This is a genomic window from Streptomyces harbinensis (assembly GCF_900116145.1).
Classification (GTDB): Bacteria; Actinomycetota; Actinomycetes; order Streptomycetales; family Streptomycetaceae; genus Streptomyces; species Streptomyces carpaticus.
The window spans coordinates 462808-476749 of record NZ_FPAB01000004.1 but is presented as its reverse complement, the minus strand read 5'-3'; the positions used below and the strand labels follow the sequence as shown (position 1 = coordinate 476749).

At 73.7% G+C, this 13942-nt stretch carries 12 protein-coding genes; 8 read left to right on the top strand and 4 right to left on the bottom strand.

The features are described from left to right. Nucleotides 1-42: 42 nt before the first annotated feature. The gene (locus BM385_RS13570) at nt 43-246 is read right to left on the bottom strand and encodes a cold-shock protein (protein ID WP_019434089.1); all 204 of its coding nucleotides are present in this window, start codon (nt 244-246) and stop codon (nt 43-45) included. A gap of 505 nt (nt 247-751) precedes the next feature. On the opposite strand from BM385_RS13570, the gene BM385_RS13565 reads away from it, so the two are divergent. After that, the gene (locus BM385_RS13565) at nt 752-2110 is read left to right on the top strand and encodes a hypothetical protein (RefSeq protein ID WP_093843183.1); all 1359 of its coding nucleotides are present in this window, start codon (nt 752-754) and stop codon (nt 2108-2110) included. Nucleotides 2111-2158: 48 nt separating this feature from the next. Here the strand turns inward: BM385_RS13565 and BM385_RS13560 are convergent, their stop codons facing one another. Next, nucleotides 2159-2647 (bottom strand): hypothetical protein, encoded by a 489-nt coding sequence (locus BM385_RS13560; protein WP_175542978.1) that lies wholly within the window; start codon nt 2645-2647, stop codon nt 2159-2161. Between the two features lie 186 nt (nt 2648-2833). Between BM385_RS13560 and BM385_RS13555 the strand changes: the two genes are divergently transcribed. From BM385_RS13555 to BM385_RS28210, 4 genes are all read left to right on the top strand, one after another. Then, entirely contained in the window at nt 2834-3346 is a 513-nt protein-coding gene (locus tag BM385_RS13555; RefSeq protein ID WP_019434092.1) for a SigE family RNA polymerase sigma factor, read from the top strand. 8 nt (nt 3347-3354) lie between these two features. Then, nucleotides 3355-3819, top strand: coding sequence for a hypothetical protein (locus tag BM385_RS13550; protein ID WP_139275171.1), 465 nt, complete (start codon nt 3355-3357; stop codon nt 3817-3819). A gap of 59 nt (nt 3820-3878) precedes the next feature. Next, nucleotides 3879-7181, top strand: a complete 3303-nt coding sequence (locus BM385_RS13545; protein ID WP_093843180.1) for a hypothetical protein — start codon at nt 3879-3881, stop codon at nt 7179-7181. 104 nt (nt 7182-7285) lie between these two features. Further along, nucleotides 7286-7420 carry a hypothetical protein gene (locus BM385_RS28210; protein ID WP_281376872.1) on the top strand — a complete coding sequence of 45 codons (135 nt, stop codon included), beginning with the start codon at nt 7286-7288 and terminating at the stop codon, nt 7418-7420. 44 nt (nt 7421-7464) lie between these two features. Here BM385_RS28210 and BM385_RS13540 read toward each other — a convergent pair whose 3' ends face one another. Beyond that, the gene (locus BM385_RS13540) at nt 7465-8409 is read right to left on the bottom strand and encodes an aldo/keto reductase (RefSeq protein ID WP_093843179.1); all 945 of its coding nucleotides are present in this window, start codon (nt 8407-8409) and stop codon (nt 7465-7467) included. 201 nt (nt 8410-8610) lie between these two features. Between BM385_RS13540 and BM385_RS13535 the strand changes: the two genes are divergently transcribed. Both BM385_RS13535 and BM385_RS13530 read left to right on the top strand, forming a co-directional pair. Continuing rightward, the gene (locus BM385_RS13535; protein ID WP_093843178.1) at nt 8611-9567 is read left to right on the top strand and encodes an Imm49 family immunity protein; all 957 of its coding nucleotides are present in this window, start codon (nt 8611-8613) and stop codon (nt 9565-9567) included. Nucleotides 9568-9667: 100 nt separating this feature from the next. Next, complete coding sequence (locus BM385_RS13530; RefSeq protein ID WP_093843177.1) at nt 9668-10615, top strand: immunity 49 family protein; 948 nt, start codon at nt 9668-9670, stop codon at nt 10613-10615. Between the two features lie 122 nt (nt 10616-10737). Here the strand turns inward: BM385_RS13530 and BM385_RS13525 are convergent, their stop codons facing one another. Then, nucleotides 10738-12993 carry an MMPL family transporter gene (locus tag BM385_RS13525; RefSeq protein ID WP_093843176.1) on the bottom strand — a complete coding sequence of 752 codons (2256 nt, stop codon included), beginning with the start codon at nt 12991-12993 and terminating at the stop codon, nt 10738-10740. A 178-nt stretch (nt 12994-13171) separates the two neighbouring features. Here BM385_RS13525 and BM385_RS13520 point away from each other — a divergent pair, with 178 nt between their 5' ends. After that, nucleotides 13172-13903, top strand: coding sequence for a TetR/AcrR family transcriptional regulator (locus BM385_RS13520; protein WP_093843175.1), 732 nt, complete (start codon nt 13172-13174; stop codon nt 13901-13903). Nucleotides 13904-13942: the final 39 nt, after the last annotated feature.

Sequence of the window (13942 nt, the reverse complement as noted above, 5' to 3'; positions counted from 1 at the left end):
GGCCGGCCCGGCGCACGTCATCGCGCGCGCAAACGTCCGCGATCAGGCAGGGACGATGTTCTCCGCCTGCGGGCCCTTCTGGCCCTGCACGACGTCGAAGGTCACCTTCTGGCCTTCCTGAAGCTCACGGAAACCCTGGGTGGCGATGTTCGAGTAGTGGGCGAAGACGTCGGGGCCGCCACCCTCCTGCTCGATGAAGCCGAAGCCCTTTTCCGAGTTGAACCACTTCACGGTGCCACTGGCCATGTCAAATCTCCTTCGGGGCAGTACCGGAGCCGGCACCCTGCCGACCCCGTGTCGCCGCGATGATTGCCCCACCGGAGGAAAACCGGAAAACAAAAAAGCCCCTACCCGACCGGGATCGACGACCCCGGCAGCGACAGGAGCATTTCACGCTTGGGAACCACAACTGCAACTAATTCCGAGGCTAGCACGCCGTCCGGAAAAGAACGAGAAGAACGGACACCCGAGCCGGGCACCGCGACCGGCCCGCGGCCCGGCGGCACACCCGATCGCCCACCCGGCGGGCGTTGAACTCCCGCCGCCGGGGCATCCGTAACGGTGTTCGGGCGAGCGCGGGCCGGTCTCACCCGAACGGGGTGTTTGCGCGGTGAAGTTCCCGGACGGCCGCGGCCGGCGGGCGGCGCGGTGCCTACAGTCGTCCGGCTCGGTCCCGGGCCGGACAGCCGGACGGACGGGCGGGCGGACGGACGGGCGGACGGACGAGGACGTCGGGAGGCGGTGGGCCGCGATGCGAGAGGCCGTACTGGAAGGGGTACCGGCCGGCGCCGGGTTCGCGCTGCTGGCGGAACTGGTCGACGAGGCGGTCTGGCTGGACCGCTCGCCCCTCCTCAGCCACGCCCTGACGGCCGACGCTCAATGGCGCCGGATACGGCACGAGCCACCCGGCCCGACCCCGCCCCACCCCCCGGACGGCCCGCCCGCCACCGACCCGCGCCGGGTGGCCGTCGCGTTCGCCCCCGGAACCGGCACCCCGGCCGCCGACCGGGCCCGTGCCTGGGCCCGCGCCCACGGCTACCGGCTGCTCGCCCCCGAACCCTCCGTCACCGCAGCCGCCGACGACAAGATCGACGTCCTGCCGCTGCTGGCCGAGGCCGGGGTCCCCGTCCCCGACCACGTCATCGTCCCCGCCACCGGCCGCCTCGGCTCCGCCGCGTACTGGCCCGCCGGCTGGCCCAGAGCCGTCCTCCAGCGCCGCGAGAACCACCTGCTCGGCCGCGGCACCGTCCGCGTCGCCAGCCGGCCCGAACTCGTCCGCGCCCTGTGCGTCTGGGAAGGCCACGAACTGCGGCTCAGCCGGCACGTCCCCGGGCTGTCCCTCACCGTCACCGGCTGCGCGGGCGGCGACCGCACCGTCGTCTCCGCCGTCTGCCACCAGCTGGTCGGCCTGCCCGAGCTGACCCCGCACCGCGGCACCCCCTGCGGCAGCCAGCTGACCGGACCGGCCGACCTGCCACCCGGAACACACGCGGCGGCGCGCGAAGCGGCGTACCGGGTCGGCGAGGTGCTGCGCACCCGCGGCTACCGGGGCGTCTTCGGGCTCGACCTGGTCACCGAGGGCAGCCGGGTCCTCGCCGTCGGCATCAACCCGCGCTTCCACACCGCGGTCTCCCTCACCCACGCCGCCGAACGGGCCGCCGGACTGCTGCCCGTCCTGGGCCTGCACATCCTGGCCCAGCTGCTGCCGGAACTGCCCGCCTCGCGCGCCGTCCACGGCGAACTCCCCGCGCTCAGCCAGATCCTGGTCCACGCACGGCGCGCCGCCGGACTCGGCCCGGGCCTGCCGGCCCCCGGCCGCTACCGGCTCACACCCGAGGGCCCGCTGCCCCGCCCCCGGACGGCGGAGGAGGACCACGGCCCGTCCCTGACCGCGCTCGGGCCCGGCGAGGCGCTGTGCTGGCCCCGGGTGTCGGACGGGGACGGCCCGGTGCGTACGGGGGACGAGCTGATGCTGGTGCAGTTCAACAGCCACATCGTGCCGCTCGTCCCCCGCCCCCGGCTCAGCACCGCCGGGCGGAGCTGGGCGGCGGGCATCAACCGGGCGCTGGGTGCGGAGGGCATCCCGGCGGTGGGCGGGGGCGGCGGGTAGGCGGCGGGCCGCCCGGTCCTGGCCGTCAGGGACGGGACGGGGTGCTGTCTACTTCCCCGGCGCGGCCTCGGCGGGCACCGGGACGGGCGCGGGAGCGACCTCCTGCGGAACCTCGTCCACCGGCGGCACGGGCGCGGGCGCCACCTCCTGCGGGACCTCGTCCACCGGCGGCACGGGCGCGGGCGCCACCTCGCTCGGCTCCTCCTCGGCCGGAACCGGGTCCGGTGCGACCCGGTCCTGCGCGGGCTCCTCCGCCACCTCGTCCACCGGCGGCACGGGCGCGGGCGCGACCTCGGGCACCTCGGACTCCTCGGCAGCCTCCTCCGCCGGAACCGGGGCAGGCGCGACGACGTCCTGCTCGGGCTCCTCCGCCACCTCGTCCACCGGAGCGGGCGCCGGCTCCACCCGCTCGCTCGCGGCCGGCCCCTCCCCGTCGGCGGGGGCGGCCGAGGCCACGCCCCACCCCGCCACCGCCAGGGCACCCCCGGCGGCCAGGCCGATCAGCGTACGGCGGACCCGCCGCATACGAACGTTCATCAGGATCTCCCCAGTGAGTCAACGGACCGGCGGGGGCCGTGGCCCCCGTGTGTGAAGAGGTACGGCCCGCGCCGCACGCGGGTTGCCCGGCGCCGCTGTGGCAACCGTCTCCCGTCCGGCATGCAACCTTCCCGGCACCCCACCCCGTACAGAGAAGAGGAGCGGAACGAGCGAAGGTGGGTGCGGATGAAGGCAGCGGTCCGCCGGGAGCGGGAATTCCGGGAGTTCGCCGAGGCCCGTGAGGCGCACCTGCGGCGCTCCGCCTACCTGCTGTGCGGCGACTGGCACCAGGCCCAGGACCTCACCCAGACCACCCTGATGAAGCTGTACGCCTCCTGGTCCCGGGTCCGCCGGGACGGCAACGTCGAGGCGTACGCCCGGACCATCCTCACCCGCACCTTCATCGACCAGCGGCGCAAGGGACTGTGGCGGGAGAACACGGTGGCCGACCTCCCCGACGCGCCCGCCCCCGAACCCGCCGGGCCCGAACTGCGCATGGTGATGCAGACGGCCCTGATGTCGCTGCCGCCCCGCTACCGTGCGGTGCTGGTGCTGCGGTTCTGGGAGGACTGGAGCGTCGAACAGACCGCCCGGGCGCTGCGCGTCAGCACGGGCACCGTGAAGAGCCAGAGCGCCCGGGGCCTGGCCCGGCTGCGGCATCTGGTCGCAGAACTGCCGAGTGAGGTGACCGGGAGGTGAGCCCCGACATGAGACGCGACGTGCGTCACGACATGACGGATCAGGAAGCGGCCACCGTACGCGCCGCGTTCGACATCGCGCTGCGCGACGAACCGCCGCTGCCCAGCGTCACCGACGCGGCCGTGACGGGCGGCCGGCGCCTGCGCCGCCGCCGCACCGCCCTCACCACGGCGGCGGGAGCGGGGGCCCTGGCCCTGGCGGGCCTCGCGCTCCTGGGCATCGGCACCTCGACGGGCGCGGTCCCCGACCCGGTGCCCTCCCCGGTTCTCCCCGCCACACAACCCCCGGCGGAGGACGAGGACGTGCCGGTGCCCCTGGAGCCGATCCCCGACCCGGAAACCGAACCGAATACGGACCCGAACACCGACCGGGACCCGGGCCCCGACCCGGCACGCGAGAATGTGCCCCCCGGCACGGACCCGTACGACCGGCAGACGGACGAGGAAGCCGACCGGATACGCCGCTACGGATAGGGCCCGACTGTCCCTGCGGCGCTTGTCGGAGCAGCCACCGGTCGCCGAAACTGGGGCGCATGCAGGGGGAGCAGGGGCAGACGGGCAACGAATTCTCGGGCCGCGCACGCGATGTGGTGCAGGCCCACACGGTGCACGTCCACCGGCCGCCACCGGCCCCCGCCCCATCCCCGCTGCCCCGGATGGCGCCCGCCGCCCCCACCCGGTTCGTCCTGCGGGAGGCGCTCGGCCGGAGGATCACCGACGCGCTGCGGCCGGACGCGTTGGTGCTGCTGGCCGGTGGCGGCGGCTACGGCAAGACCGCCATGGCCGGCTGGGCGGCCCGCGCCTTCACCGGCGGGGTGCTGTGGGCGGAACTGGGCCAGCGTCCCGGTATCGAACGCATCGTCGCCTCACTGGCGGAACTGACCGCCGCGCTCACCGGCTCCCGTACCCAGACGTACGCGGATGTGCACGCGGCGGCGGGCGCGTTCAGGACGGCGCTGGCGGCAGCGGAGAACCGGACGCTGCTGGTCGTGGACGACGCCTGGAACGCCGACGACGTCCGGCCGTTCCTGGTCGGGGAAGGGCTGACCGTCCTCGTCACCACCCGTCGGCCCGGTCTGCTGGACGGCACGGAGATCGCCGTCGACGCGATGAGCGACGACGAGGCCGTGGCCATGCTCGGCCGCGGTAGCAGCACCGAACTGCGCCCGCTGCTCGACCGGGTGGGGCGCTGGCCGCTGGCCCTCGCCATGCTGCGGCGCCTGGTCAACATGGACGGCATGACCGTCGAGGAGGCCGTCACCGCCGTCCTCGACGAACTGGACGGCGCCGGCCCGGCCGCCCTCGACGACCTGCACGACCCCCGGGTGGAACGCGGCATCGCCCGCACCCTCGAACTGAGCCTGATGGACCTCCCGGACGACGCGTCGCGGGACCACTACGTCTCGCTGGCGGCCTTCCCCGAGGGCGAGATGATCCCGTACTGGCTGCTGTCCCGGCTGTGGAACCTGAGCCCGCTGCGCACCAGGAACGAAGCCCGCCGCTTCGTCTCCCGCTCCCTGGCCCAGCTCCCGCACCCCGACGGCCTCCAGATGCACGACCTGCCCCGCGAAACCCTGCGCCGCGCGGACCCGCCCGGGATGGCGGCGGTGAGCGGCCGGCTGCTGGACGCGCTGCGCCCGGCGGACGGCTGGCACGCGCTGCCGCCGCGGGAACGCGGCTTCCTGCACGGGCTCGCCTACCACCTGCACCAGGCGGAGCGCTGGGCGGAGTTCGCCGCACTGCTGCGGGACACGCGCTTCCTGACCGCCCGCCTGTCGGAAGGCGGCCCGACCGCGCTGGAAGCGGACCTGACGCTGTACGCCTCGGCCCGCCCGGAGGACGACCACGCCCGCGAGCTGGGAAACTTCGTCCGCCAAGAGGGCCACCTCTTCACCGGCGGCGGCCTGGCGGCGACCGACGTGGCGGTGACCCTGGCCACCCGACTGCTGGGACGGCCACTGGCCCTGGAACACGCGGACCAGGATCTGCCCCTCCGGGCGGAGCATCCCCTGCCGGACCGCGACGACGGGATGCTGCTGCGCTCGGTGTCGGTGCGGAAGCCGGGCGGCCTCGTCACCGCCATCGACCTGCACCCGACCCTGCCCCTGCTGGCCACGGTCGGCGCCGAACCGGCGTTGGAGATCTACGACACGGACACCTGGGAGAGCGTGTACGCGTGGCCCGGCCACGACTGGACGCTCATCGAGGCCGTTCACTGGAGCCCGGACGGACGTCGCCTGGCACTGATCGAGGAAGCCGATGTCCTCGTCACGTCGGCTTCCCCCCGGGAAGAAATACCGGACGACGATCCGGAGGCAGCACATGAGGCATACGCCGTGTCCGTTCTCAACACGACGACCTGGCAGAAGATCGACGTTCTGACAGTGCCCAGGCAGCCTTGGGACGCTGATGCCCCCGCCACGTCCTGGTCACCTGATTCCCGTTCGCTTGCAGTGACCTGGGGCCGGCGGGAGGTACGCCTCTGGACTCCCGGGACCGGCACGCCGCCCGAGCAACTGACGGCGCCAGACATCGAGTTGTCCGGCCTTTACGACACCCTGGACTGGCACCCCGACCACGGGCTCATCGCCCACGCGACAGGTTCGGAAGCGGGCGACGGAGCCCTCGTCCACTGGGCCGAACCGCATACCCCTGCGCCACCCACGTCGCGCAGGCATCCGGACCTCACCGGCCGAGGCCACGCCCTGAGCTGGCGGCCGGGTGGTGCGGGCATCGCACTCGCCTGCGAAGACCTCTGCATGGTTCTGCTTCCATCGAGCGGGAGCGTCACCACGTGGGAGCGGCAGTCGGACTCGCCCGCCTGCCTCCGGTGGTCACCCTCGGGCGGAGAGCTGGTGACGGCGGACCGGCTGTCCGGGGACACTCAGCTCCAGCGGTGGGCGGTTCCCCAGGACGAGGCCATCCAGCACGGCACGCCTGCCGAACCCGCCTCCGAACCGGTCAGTGTCGGGCGCGGCGAGCTCCCGCAGGAAGCCGTGGTCTGGCGTCCGGACGGCACCCTGATCACGAGGCAGGATGATGCGACCCTGAAACTCTGGGCCCTGGACTCGGCGGGCGCCGCCCGCAGGCCGGCACCGAGAACCGCGCTCCAGCAGGTGATGTGGGCTCCTGGCGGAGAGGAAGTGGCGGTCCTGGCCCACCAGGACGGCTGGTACCTCATGGACCCCGCACAGCCCGGCCGAGGTCTCCTGCGTCGCGTCGAACCGCACCCCTACACGCGGCGGGATCCGACGCAGCAGGACGCGTTCCTGCGCGAGATCGGCGAACTGGGGCCGGAGGAGTTCAGCCTCGGCGGGACCCTGGTGGCCTTTGCCCCGGATGAGCGCGCCTACGCCGTAACCGGCGGGCGTCGCGGGCCGCTCCGCCTGGTGTTCCCCGGAGAAGCGGAACGACAGGCCCGCCTTGCCGTGGACCGCCCGCTGTGGACCGGCCTGTGTTTCGCTCCCACCGGCGACCGCCTGATCGGCTCCCTCAGGCTGCACGGCAAGACGATGCTGGTGCCGTGGGAGTTCACGACCGACCGCTCGGACCATCTGGTCCCGGTCCGGACCGGCGGCTCCGCCACCGGAGTAACCCCGCCGATCGAGTCCGTCGCATGTCTCACCGCCAGCGACACCCACCTCGCCCTGATCGCCGATCCCCACCTGATCGGCCTCTTCTCCCTCCACGACCTCCAGCCGATCTGCTGGTTCCGCACCAACGCCCCTCTTCACCACGCCGCGTTCTCGCCGTCCGGCGGACAGCTCGCCGTGGCCGGGGACGCCGGGCTCTATCTCTTCTCGGTCGCGCCCCTCCCGCCCGGCGACCGGACATGAAGAATGCTGGCCCGCCCCCCGAGACAGGCCAGAGCGCTCAACCTAGCCGCCCCCACTGACAATCGGCGGGAGCGGCCCGGGGCCGATCCGGGGCCGCCGAGGAGTTGCGGGCGCTGACCGCCGAGCGGCGCGAGGGCATCCGCAGCCAGGTGCAGCACATCACCGCCCACGACAACAGCCGTGTCTACGCGGCGCAGGGCGGTCACGTCCACGTGTACGAGGACGACGGGGAGCGCTGAGGACGAGCGGGCGGTCCGGCCGTCCGCCCGCCCCGCCCCGCCGCTCAGCGGTGGTACGCGGGCGCCGGGCCGCGCAGGGTCTGCCACACGGCGTCGATCCGCTCGCCGGCCTCGGCGGGCAGCGGGCCACGCCCGGCGGCGGCGATGTTGGCGCGCAACTGCTCGGTTCGGGACGCGCCGATGAGCACGCCGTCCACCAGCGGCCGGTCCACCAGCCAGCGCAGCGCCAGTTCGGGGAGCGGGATGCCGAGGCCGTCCGCGATCACGGTCAGTTCGGTCACGGCGGTGAAGAGCTGCCGGTCCCAGTACCGTTCGCGGTACATCGCCGCCATCCGCGCGTCGCCGAACCGGCCGTGCTCCGGCGGTTCCTCGAACCGGTGCCGGCCGGTCAGCAGCCCGCCGCCGAGCGGGTTGTAGACGACGGTGGCGATCCCGGCGCCGGCCGCGTACTCGGCGTACTCCTCCTCGATCCGGCGCGCGATCAGGTTGTACAGCGACTGCGACACCGCCGGTACGGGGGCGCCGCGCCGCCGGGCCTCGCAGCGGAGTTCGGCGATGCCCCACGCGGGATAGTTGGACACGCCGACCTCCGCGATGAGGCCGTCGGCGGCGAGTCCGGCGAGCGCGTCGAGGGTTTCGCCGATGGCGGTGGCCCGGTCGGGCTGGTGGAGGTAGAAGAGGTCGAGGCGGTCGGTGCGCAGCCGGCGCAGGCTGCCTTCGACGCTGCGGCGCAGCGCGCCGGCCGACAGCGGTGCGGCCCCGCGCGCGTCCTCGTGCGGCACGCCCGCCTTGGAGGCGATACGGAACCGGTCGCGGCGGCCGGCCAGCAGGGTGCCCAGCATCTCCTCGCAGGCGCCGCCCGCGTAGACGTTGGCGGTGTCCAGCTGGGTGATACCGGCTTCCTCGGCGAGGTCGAGCATGGCGGCGGCGCCGGCCGCGTCGACGGTGTCGCCGAAGGTCATGGTGCCGAGCACCAGTTCAGCGGGCATACGGGGTCTCCTCGGTCGGTCGGCGGGCCGGGGCGGGCCGGGGCGGCCAGGCCGAGCGTAGTGGCGGCGGGAGCGGAAGAGGTGGTCATCGCGCCGTGGTGCCGGGCGCGCGGTCCGGGCGCGCGGTCCGGCCGGGGACTGTCGGAGGCCGCTGGTAGCTTCGGTTCCGTTCCGGTCGGGTGAGCGGGGAGGGCAAGCGGCGTGGGGGACGCGATGCGGCACGGGATCGGCGCGGCGCGGCTGGCCGGCCTGGACCGGGACATCGGGGACTGGACCAGGTCGTGGCAGTACGGGCTGGAGGACGAGGGGGTCACGCCGGAAGAGCTGCGCCGCATGGCCGGCGGGCTGCTGGACCGGGCCGCCGCCAGGACGGTGCCGGGTACCGCGCCCGACGCGGAGGTCCTGGCGATCCTGGAGACGGCGGCGGAGTGCGCGGTCGAGGCGCTGAGCACCGGTATCGCCCCGGACGGGGACCAGGAGATCCACTTCCCGCTCACCGGCCGCGTCCTGGGCAGCGAGGACACGCGGTTCTCCAGCGGCGGCTGGGCCCCGGCGGCCCGTGACTGGCTGGACGCCTTCGCGATCGCCGTGGTGAGCGGCCGGATCCGGGCCTGGCTCCGGGTGATCGGCCCCCGTCTGCGGGATTACGCGAGGCTGATCCACGAGGGGAACCCGTACTCCCGCCACACCGCCGGCTCGCGGCCGGCGGACCTGGCGGCGATGGACGCGCTGTGCCCCTACCTGTCGCCGATGGACGGTCATCTGCCGAAGCACTGGCCGACCGTGCCACTGCGCAAGCCGGACCCGGCCGAACGCGCCGGAGCCGCCCGCGCCCTGGACGCCACCGGGGGCCTCACCCCGGACCAGCGTCTGCTGCGCGTCCTCCTCGACGACGACCAACCGGCTTTCGAGGACGCGCTGGCCGCACGGCTCGCCTCCTACCCGGACGAACTCGGCGACGACCCCGCGCCCCGGACCCTGCTCCCCCTCGACACCCTCGCCCTCGCGGCCCTCGCCGTCCAGACGCACCGCTGGGACCTCGCCGTACCGTCCGGGTATCTGCTGCCCGGGCTGCTCGGCTCCACGGACGCGATGCGGCGCGCGGCCGAGGAGAACATCCCGCCGTGGGCGGACGCGGCCTCCCGTGACGACGGCTGACCGGGCGGCGGGGGCCACCGGAGGCCGGGGACCAGGTGCCGCGCCAGACACGGTGGCGGCAACGACAGCAACGACAGGCACGACAGGGACGGTGGACGACATGACGCGCCACGCGATCGGCGAGGACCGGCTGGCCCGCGCCGGGCAGGACATCCGGGCGCACGTCCGGGACCAGGCGTACGAGCTGTCCCGGCAGGGGATCACCCTGCGCGGCCTGCGCGAGTTGGGCGAGGCGCTGATCGACCATCTCGCCGCCCGGTTCGGGCCCGGCTCCGCGCGCGACAAGCACGTGGACGACATCCTGCACACGGCCGCCGAGTGCTACCTGGGCGTGCTGAGCGTCGGCTGCTTCCCCAACGGCGACCAGGAGATCCGTTTCCCGCTCACCTTCGACCGCCTCTGCACCTTCGACAGCGACGACTTCACCGATGTCAGCCGGGCCCCCGATGCCGGCGACTGGCTGGACGCGTTCGCCGTCTGTGTGGTGAGCGGCCGGTTCTGGGACTGGCAGCGGGCGCACGGCCTGGTGATGCGGGGGGATTACGCCAAGGAACTGCGCACGGGCGTGCCGTACTCCCGGTACACGCCCGAGGCGCGGCCCGCCGAGCTGGCCGCGATGGACGCGCTCTGCCCGTACCTGACCGAGGCGGCCGGCCATCAGCCTCGGCACTGGCCCACCGTCCCGCTGCGCAAGCCGGACCCGGCCGAACGCGCCGAGGCCGCCCGCGCCCTGGACGCCGCCGCCGGGGACCTCACCCCGGACCACCGCCTGCTGCGCGTTCTCCTGAACGACGACCAACCGGCTTTCGAGGACGCGCTGGCCGCACGGCTCGCCGCCTACCCGGACGAACTGGGCGACGATCCCGCGCCCCGTACCCTGCTGCCCATGACCGCCCTGGCCCTGGCGGGCCTCGCCGTCCAGGTGCACGGCTGGGAGCTGACCGTCCGCTCCCCGTATCTGCCACCCGCTCTGCTCGGCTCCACCGACGCGATCCGCCGGGCGGCCGAGGAGAACGTCAACACGCTGGGCGGCTGGGTCGCCCGGTGACCCGGTGACCCGGTGACCCGGTGACGCCCCGCCGCTGACACCGGCGGGGCGGCGCTCCGTGCCCCGGGCGCCGCCCCTGGCGGGTCCGCCGGCCTGAACGCGGCGGACCCGGAACCCGGTGATCAGACCCGGGTCGTGTCCTCCCGGCGCGGCAGCGGCGGGTGAGCGGGGGACGGCGGCTGTACGGTCGCCGGCTGCGGCGCGGTGCCGCCCTCGCGCAGCCCGATCCGGGCGTGGACCTTCCGCAGCACCGCCGGCGCGTACCAGTTCCAGCGGCCCAGCAGCCGCATCGAGGCGGGCACCAGCACCCCGCGCACCACCACGGCGTCCAGCAGGATCGCCAGCCCGCTGCCCAGGCCGAACATCTGCATGAAGCTGATCTGGGCGGTGCCGAAGGCGAAGAAGCTCACCGCCAGCAGTACGGCCGCCGCCGTGACGATGCGTCCGGTGTGGCCCAGGCCGTCGGCCACCGCCGTCCCGTTGTCCGCGCCCTCGTCGTGGAGTTCCTTGATGCGGCTGGTGATGAACACCTCGTAGTCCATGGACAGGCCGAAGGCGATGCAGAACATCAGCACCGTCATGGCCAGTTCCATCGGCTGCGGGGTGAAGCCGAGCGGCCCGGACAGGTTGCCCTCCTGGAAGATCCAGGTCATCACGCCGAGGGTGGCGCCCAGCGTCAGCATGTTGAGCACCAGCGCGCGCAGCGGCTGGACGATGCTGCCGGTGAACAGGAACAGCAGGACGAACGTGGTGCCGGCGATCAGCCCCAGGGCCAGCGGGATGCGGTCCCCGATGGAGTCCTTGGAGTCGATGAGCGCGGCGTCCGAGCCGCCGACCAGCGGCTGCGACCCGCCCGGGCCGGCGATCGCCCGCACCTCCCTGACCAGGTCCTGCGCCGCGTCGGAGGCCGGGGTCAGACCGCTCACCACGGTGATCCGCTCCGCGTCGTCCCGGCCGAGCCCGGGGTTGCCCGCTGCGACCGCCGTCGCCGAGCCGTCGGCGAACGTCCCCGCGCTGGACTCGACCCGGACGACGCCGGTGAGCGCCGACAGTCCGACCGCGTACCCGGCCAGCTCGGGCCCGGCGACCGGCTCGTCGATCACGATGTGCAGCGCGGCGTCGTCGTTGCCCTCGAAGTTGTCGCGCAGCGCCTCGGACACCTGGCGGCTCTCCGCGCCGGTGGGCAGCACCCGCTCGTCGGGAACGCCGAAGGTGATGCCCAGCAGCGGCGCGGTGCTCGCCAGCAGGACCGCCAGCACCGGCAGCGCGGTGAGCACCGGACGCCGCATCACGGCGCGCGCCAGCCGGCCCCACAGCGAGCCCTGGACGACGGGGGCGCCGGGCTTGGCCCACGGCATGCGGCCCTTGTTGACCCGGTGGCCCAGGAGCATGAACAGCGCGGGCATCACGAAGAGCGTGCTGACCGCCGCGATGGCGACGACCCCGACGCCCGCGTAGCCGATGGACCGCAGGAAGTACTGCGGGAAGACGAGCAGCGTGCCGAGGGCCGCCGCCACCGTCGCGGCGGAGAACGCGACGGTCCGGCCCGCCGTGACCACCGTCTGCCGTACGGCGTCCTCGACCCGTACGCCGGCCGCCAGCCGGTCGCGGAACCGGCTGGTCATGAGCAGCGCGTAGTCCACGCCGAGACCGAGGCCCAGAGCGGTGGTGAGGTTGGTCGCGCTGATCGACACCTCGGTGATGCCGCCCAGGATCGCCAGTTGCGCGAAGGTGCCCGCGATGGCGATGACCACGATGACCAGCGGCAGCAGCGCGGCGACGACGCTGCCGAAGACGACCAGGAGCAGCAGCAGGACCAGCGGCACGGCGATGACCTCGGCCAGGATGAGGTCGTCCACCACCTGCGTCGACATGTCGGAGCCGATGGCGGCGCCACCGCCGGCCCGGACGGTCAGCGTGCCGTCGTACGTACCGGTGTACCCGTCGACGACAGCGTCGGTGTGCTGCGCCAGCTCCGTCTCCTCACCCCGGACATGGGCGAGGACCAGCGCCTCGGTGCCGTCCTGCGACCGCAGATCGGGGCTGCCGGTCTCCCAGTAGGAGACGATGTTGGCGAGGCCGTCCTCGGAGCGGAGTTCGGCGACCAGCGCCGCACCGCTCTCCCGTGCGGCCGGGTCGTCCACCCCGTCGGGGGCCTCGACCAGCAGGATCAGATTGGTCTCGCCGCCGAACTTCTCCTCGATGATCTCGCCGGCCCGGCTGGACGAGGACGCCGGATCGTCGAACCCGCCGTCGCGCAGTCTGTCGAAGGCGCCACCGCCCACGGCTCCCATGACGAGCACCGCCACGAAGGCGACGATGAGGATGAGCCGGGGCCGGCGGATCGCCAGCTCGGCTATACGGTCGAACACGGACATTCTCCTTGTGCATGGGCAGGGTGGAGCGGGGTGCGGAGGCAGGGGCTGCCAAGGGGGGAGCGCCGATCGACCGGCGCGGCCACGACGTTAATGAGCCGAACGCGGGTACGGGAGTGTCAGATTTACCTGACACCCCCGCACGAACGACCGCCCCGCGCACCGTCGTAGGGTCGGCGCCATGCCCACGGACGACGTCGCGACGCCCCCGCTCACCCTCCGCGAGCGGCGCCGGGCAGCGGCCACCCGGGAAATCCTGGACGCCGCCCGCCGCCAGGTCACCGGGAAGGGCCCCGAAGGACTGTCCCTGCGCGGCATCGCCCGCGACCTGCGGATGAGCGTCCAGTCGCTGTACCACTACTTCCCCAGCCGGGACGCCCTCATCACCGGGCTGATCACCGCGACGTACGACGACCTCGCCGACGCCGTCCGCGCGGCGATCGACACCGCCCCGGACGGCGACGCCGTCACCCGCGTCCTGGCCGGCACCGAGGGCTACCGGCGCTGGGCGATCACCCATCCCGAGGAGTTCCAGCTCCTGTACGGGACACCGCTGCGCAACTACGCGGCGCCCCCGGACGGGCCCACCACCCAGGCGATGCGCCGGATCAGCGCGATCTTCCACGAGGAACTGTTCGGCGGCTTCACCCCGGAACAACTGGCCGCCGCTGACACCGCCCGGCTCTCCCCCGAACTCGGCAGCCACCTGGACGCCATGGCCGACGGCACCCTCCCGCCGCCCGCCACCTCCCTGCTGCTCAGCCTGTGGGGCCACATGCACGGGCTGGTGGTGCTGGAGGTGTTCGGCCACACGACGTTCATCGGCGCCGCCCACCAGGCCGAACTCTTCCGCATGTCGATGCGCCACATGCTGGAGGACGCCCACCGCCGTATCGCGGGACCGCAGCAGTAGTCACCTTAAGCCATTCCCCTGCACTGTGTGTAGTCGATC

Excerpts from the sequence above, each read along its gene's own strand:
- BM385_RS13540 (WP_093843179.1), bottom strand. The coding sequence starts at position 8,409 with ATGCCCGCTGAACTGGTGCTCGGCACCATGACCTTCGGCGACACCGTC.
- BM385_RS13520 (WP_093843175.1), top strand. The coding sequence starts at position 13,172 with ATGCCCACGGACGACGTCGCGACGCCCCCGCTCACCCTCCGCGAGCGG.
- BM385_RS13555 (WP_019434092.1), top strand. The coding sequence starts at position 2,834 with ATGAAGGCAGCGGTCCGCCGGGAGCGGGAATTCCGGGAGTTCGCCGAG.
- BM385_RS13525 (WP_093843176.1), bottom strand. The coding sequence starts at position 12,993 with ATGTCCGTGTTCGACCGTATAGCCGAGCTGGCGATCCGCCGGCCCCGG.
- BM385_RS13550 (WP_139275171.1), top strand. The coding sequence starts at position 3,355 with ATGAGACGCGACGTGCGTCACGACATGACGGATCAGGAAGCGGCCACC.
- BM385_RS13530 (WP_093843177.1), top strand. The coding sequence starts at position 9,668 with ATGACGCGCCACGCGATCGGCGAGGACCGGCTGGCCCGCGCCGGGCAG.
- BM385_RS13560 (WP_175542978.1), bottom strand. The coding sequence starts at position 2,647 with ATGAACGTTCGTATGCGGCGGGTCCGCCGTACGCTGATCGGCCTGGCC.
- BM385_RS13570 (WP_019434089.1), bottom strand. The coding sequence starts at position 246 with ATGGCCAGTGGCACCGTGAAGTGGTTCAACTCGGAAAAGGGCTTCGGC.
- BM385_RS13545 (WP_093843180.1), top strand. The coding sequence starts at position 3,879 with ATGCAGGGGGAGCAGGGGCAGACGGGCAACGAATTCTCGGGCCGCGCA.
- BM385_RS13565 (WP_093843183.1), top strand. The coding sequence starts at position 752 with ATGCGAGAGGCCGTACTGGAAGGGGTACCGGCCGGCGCCGGGTTCGCG.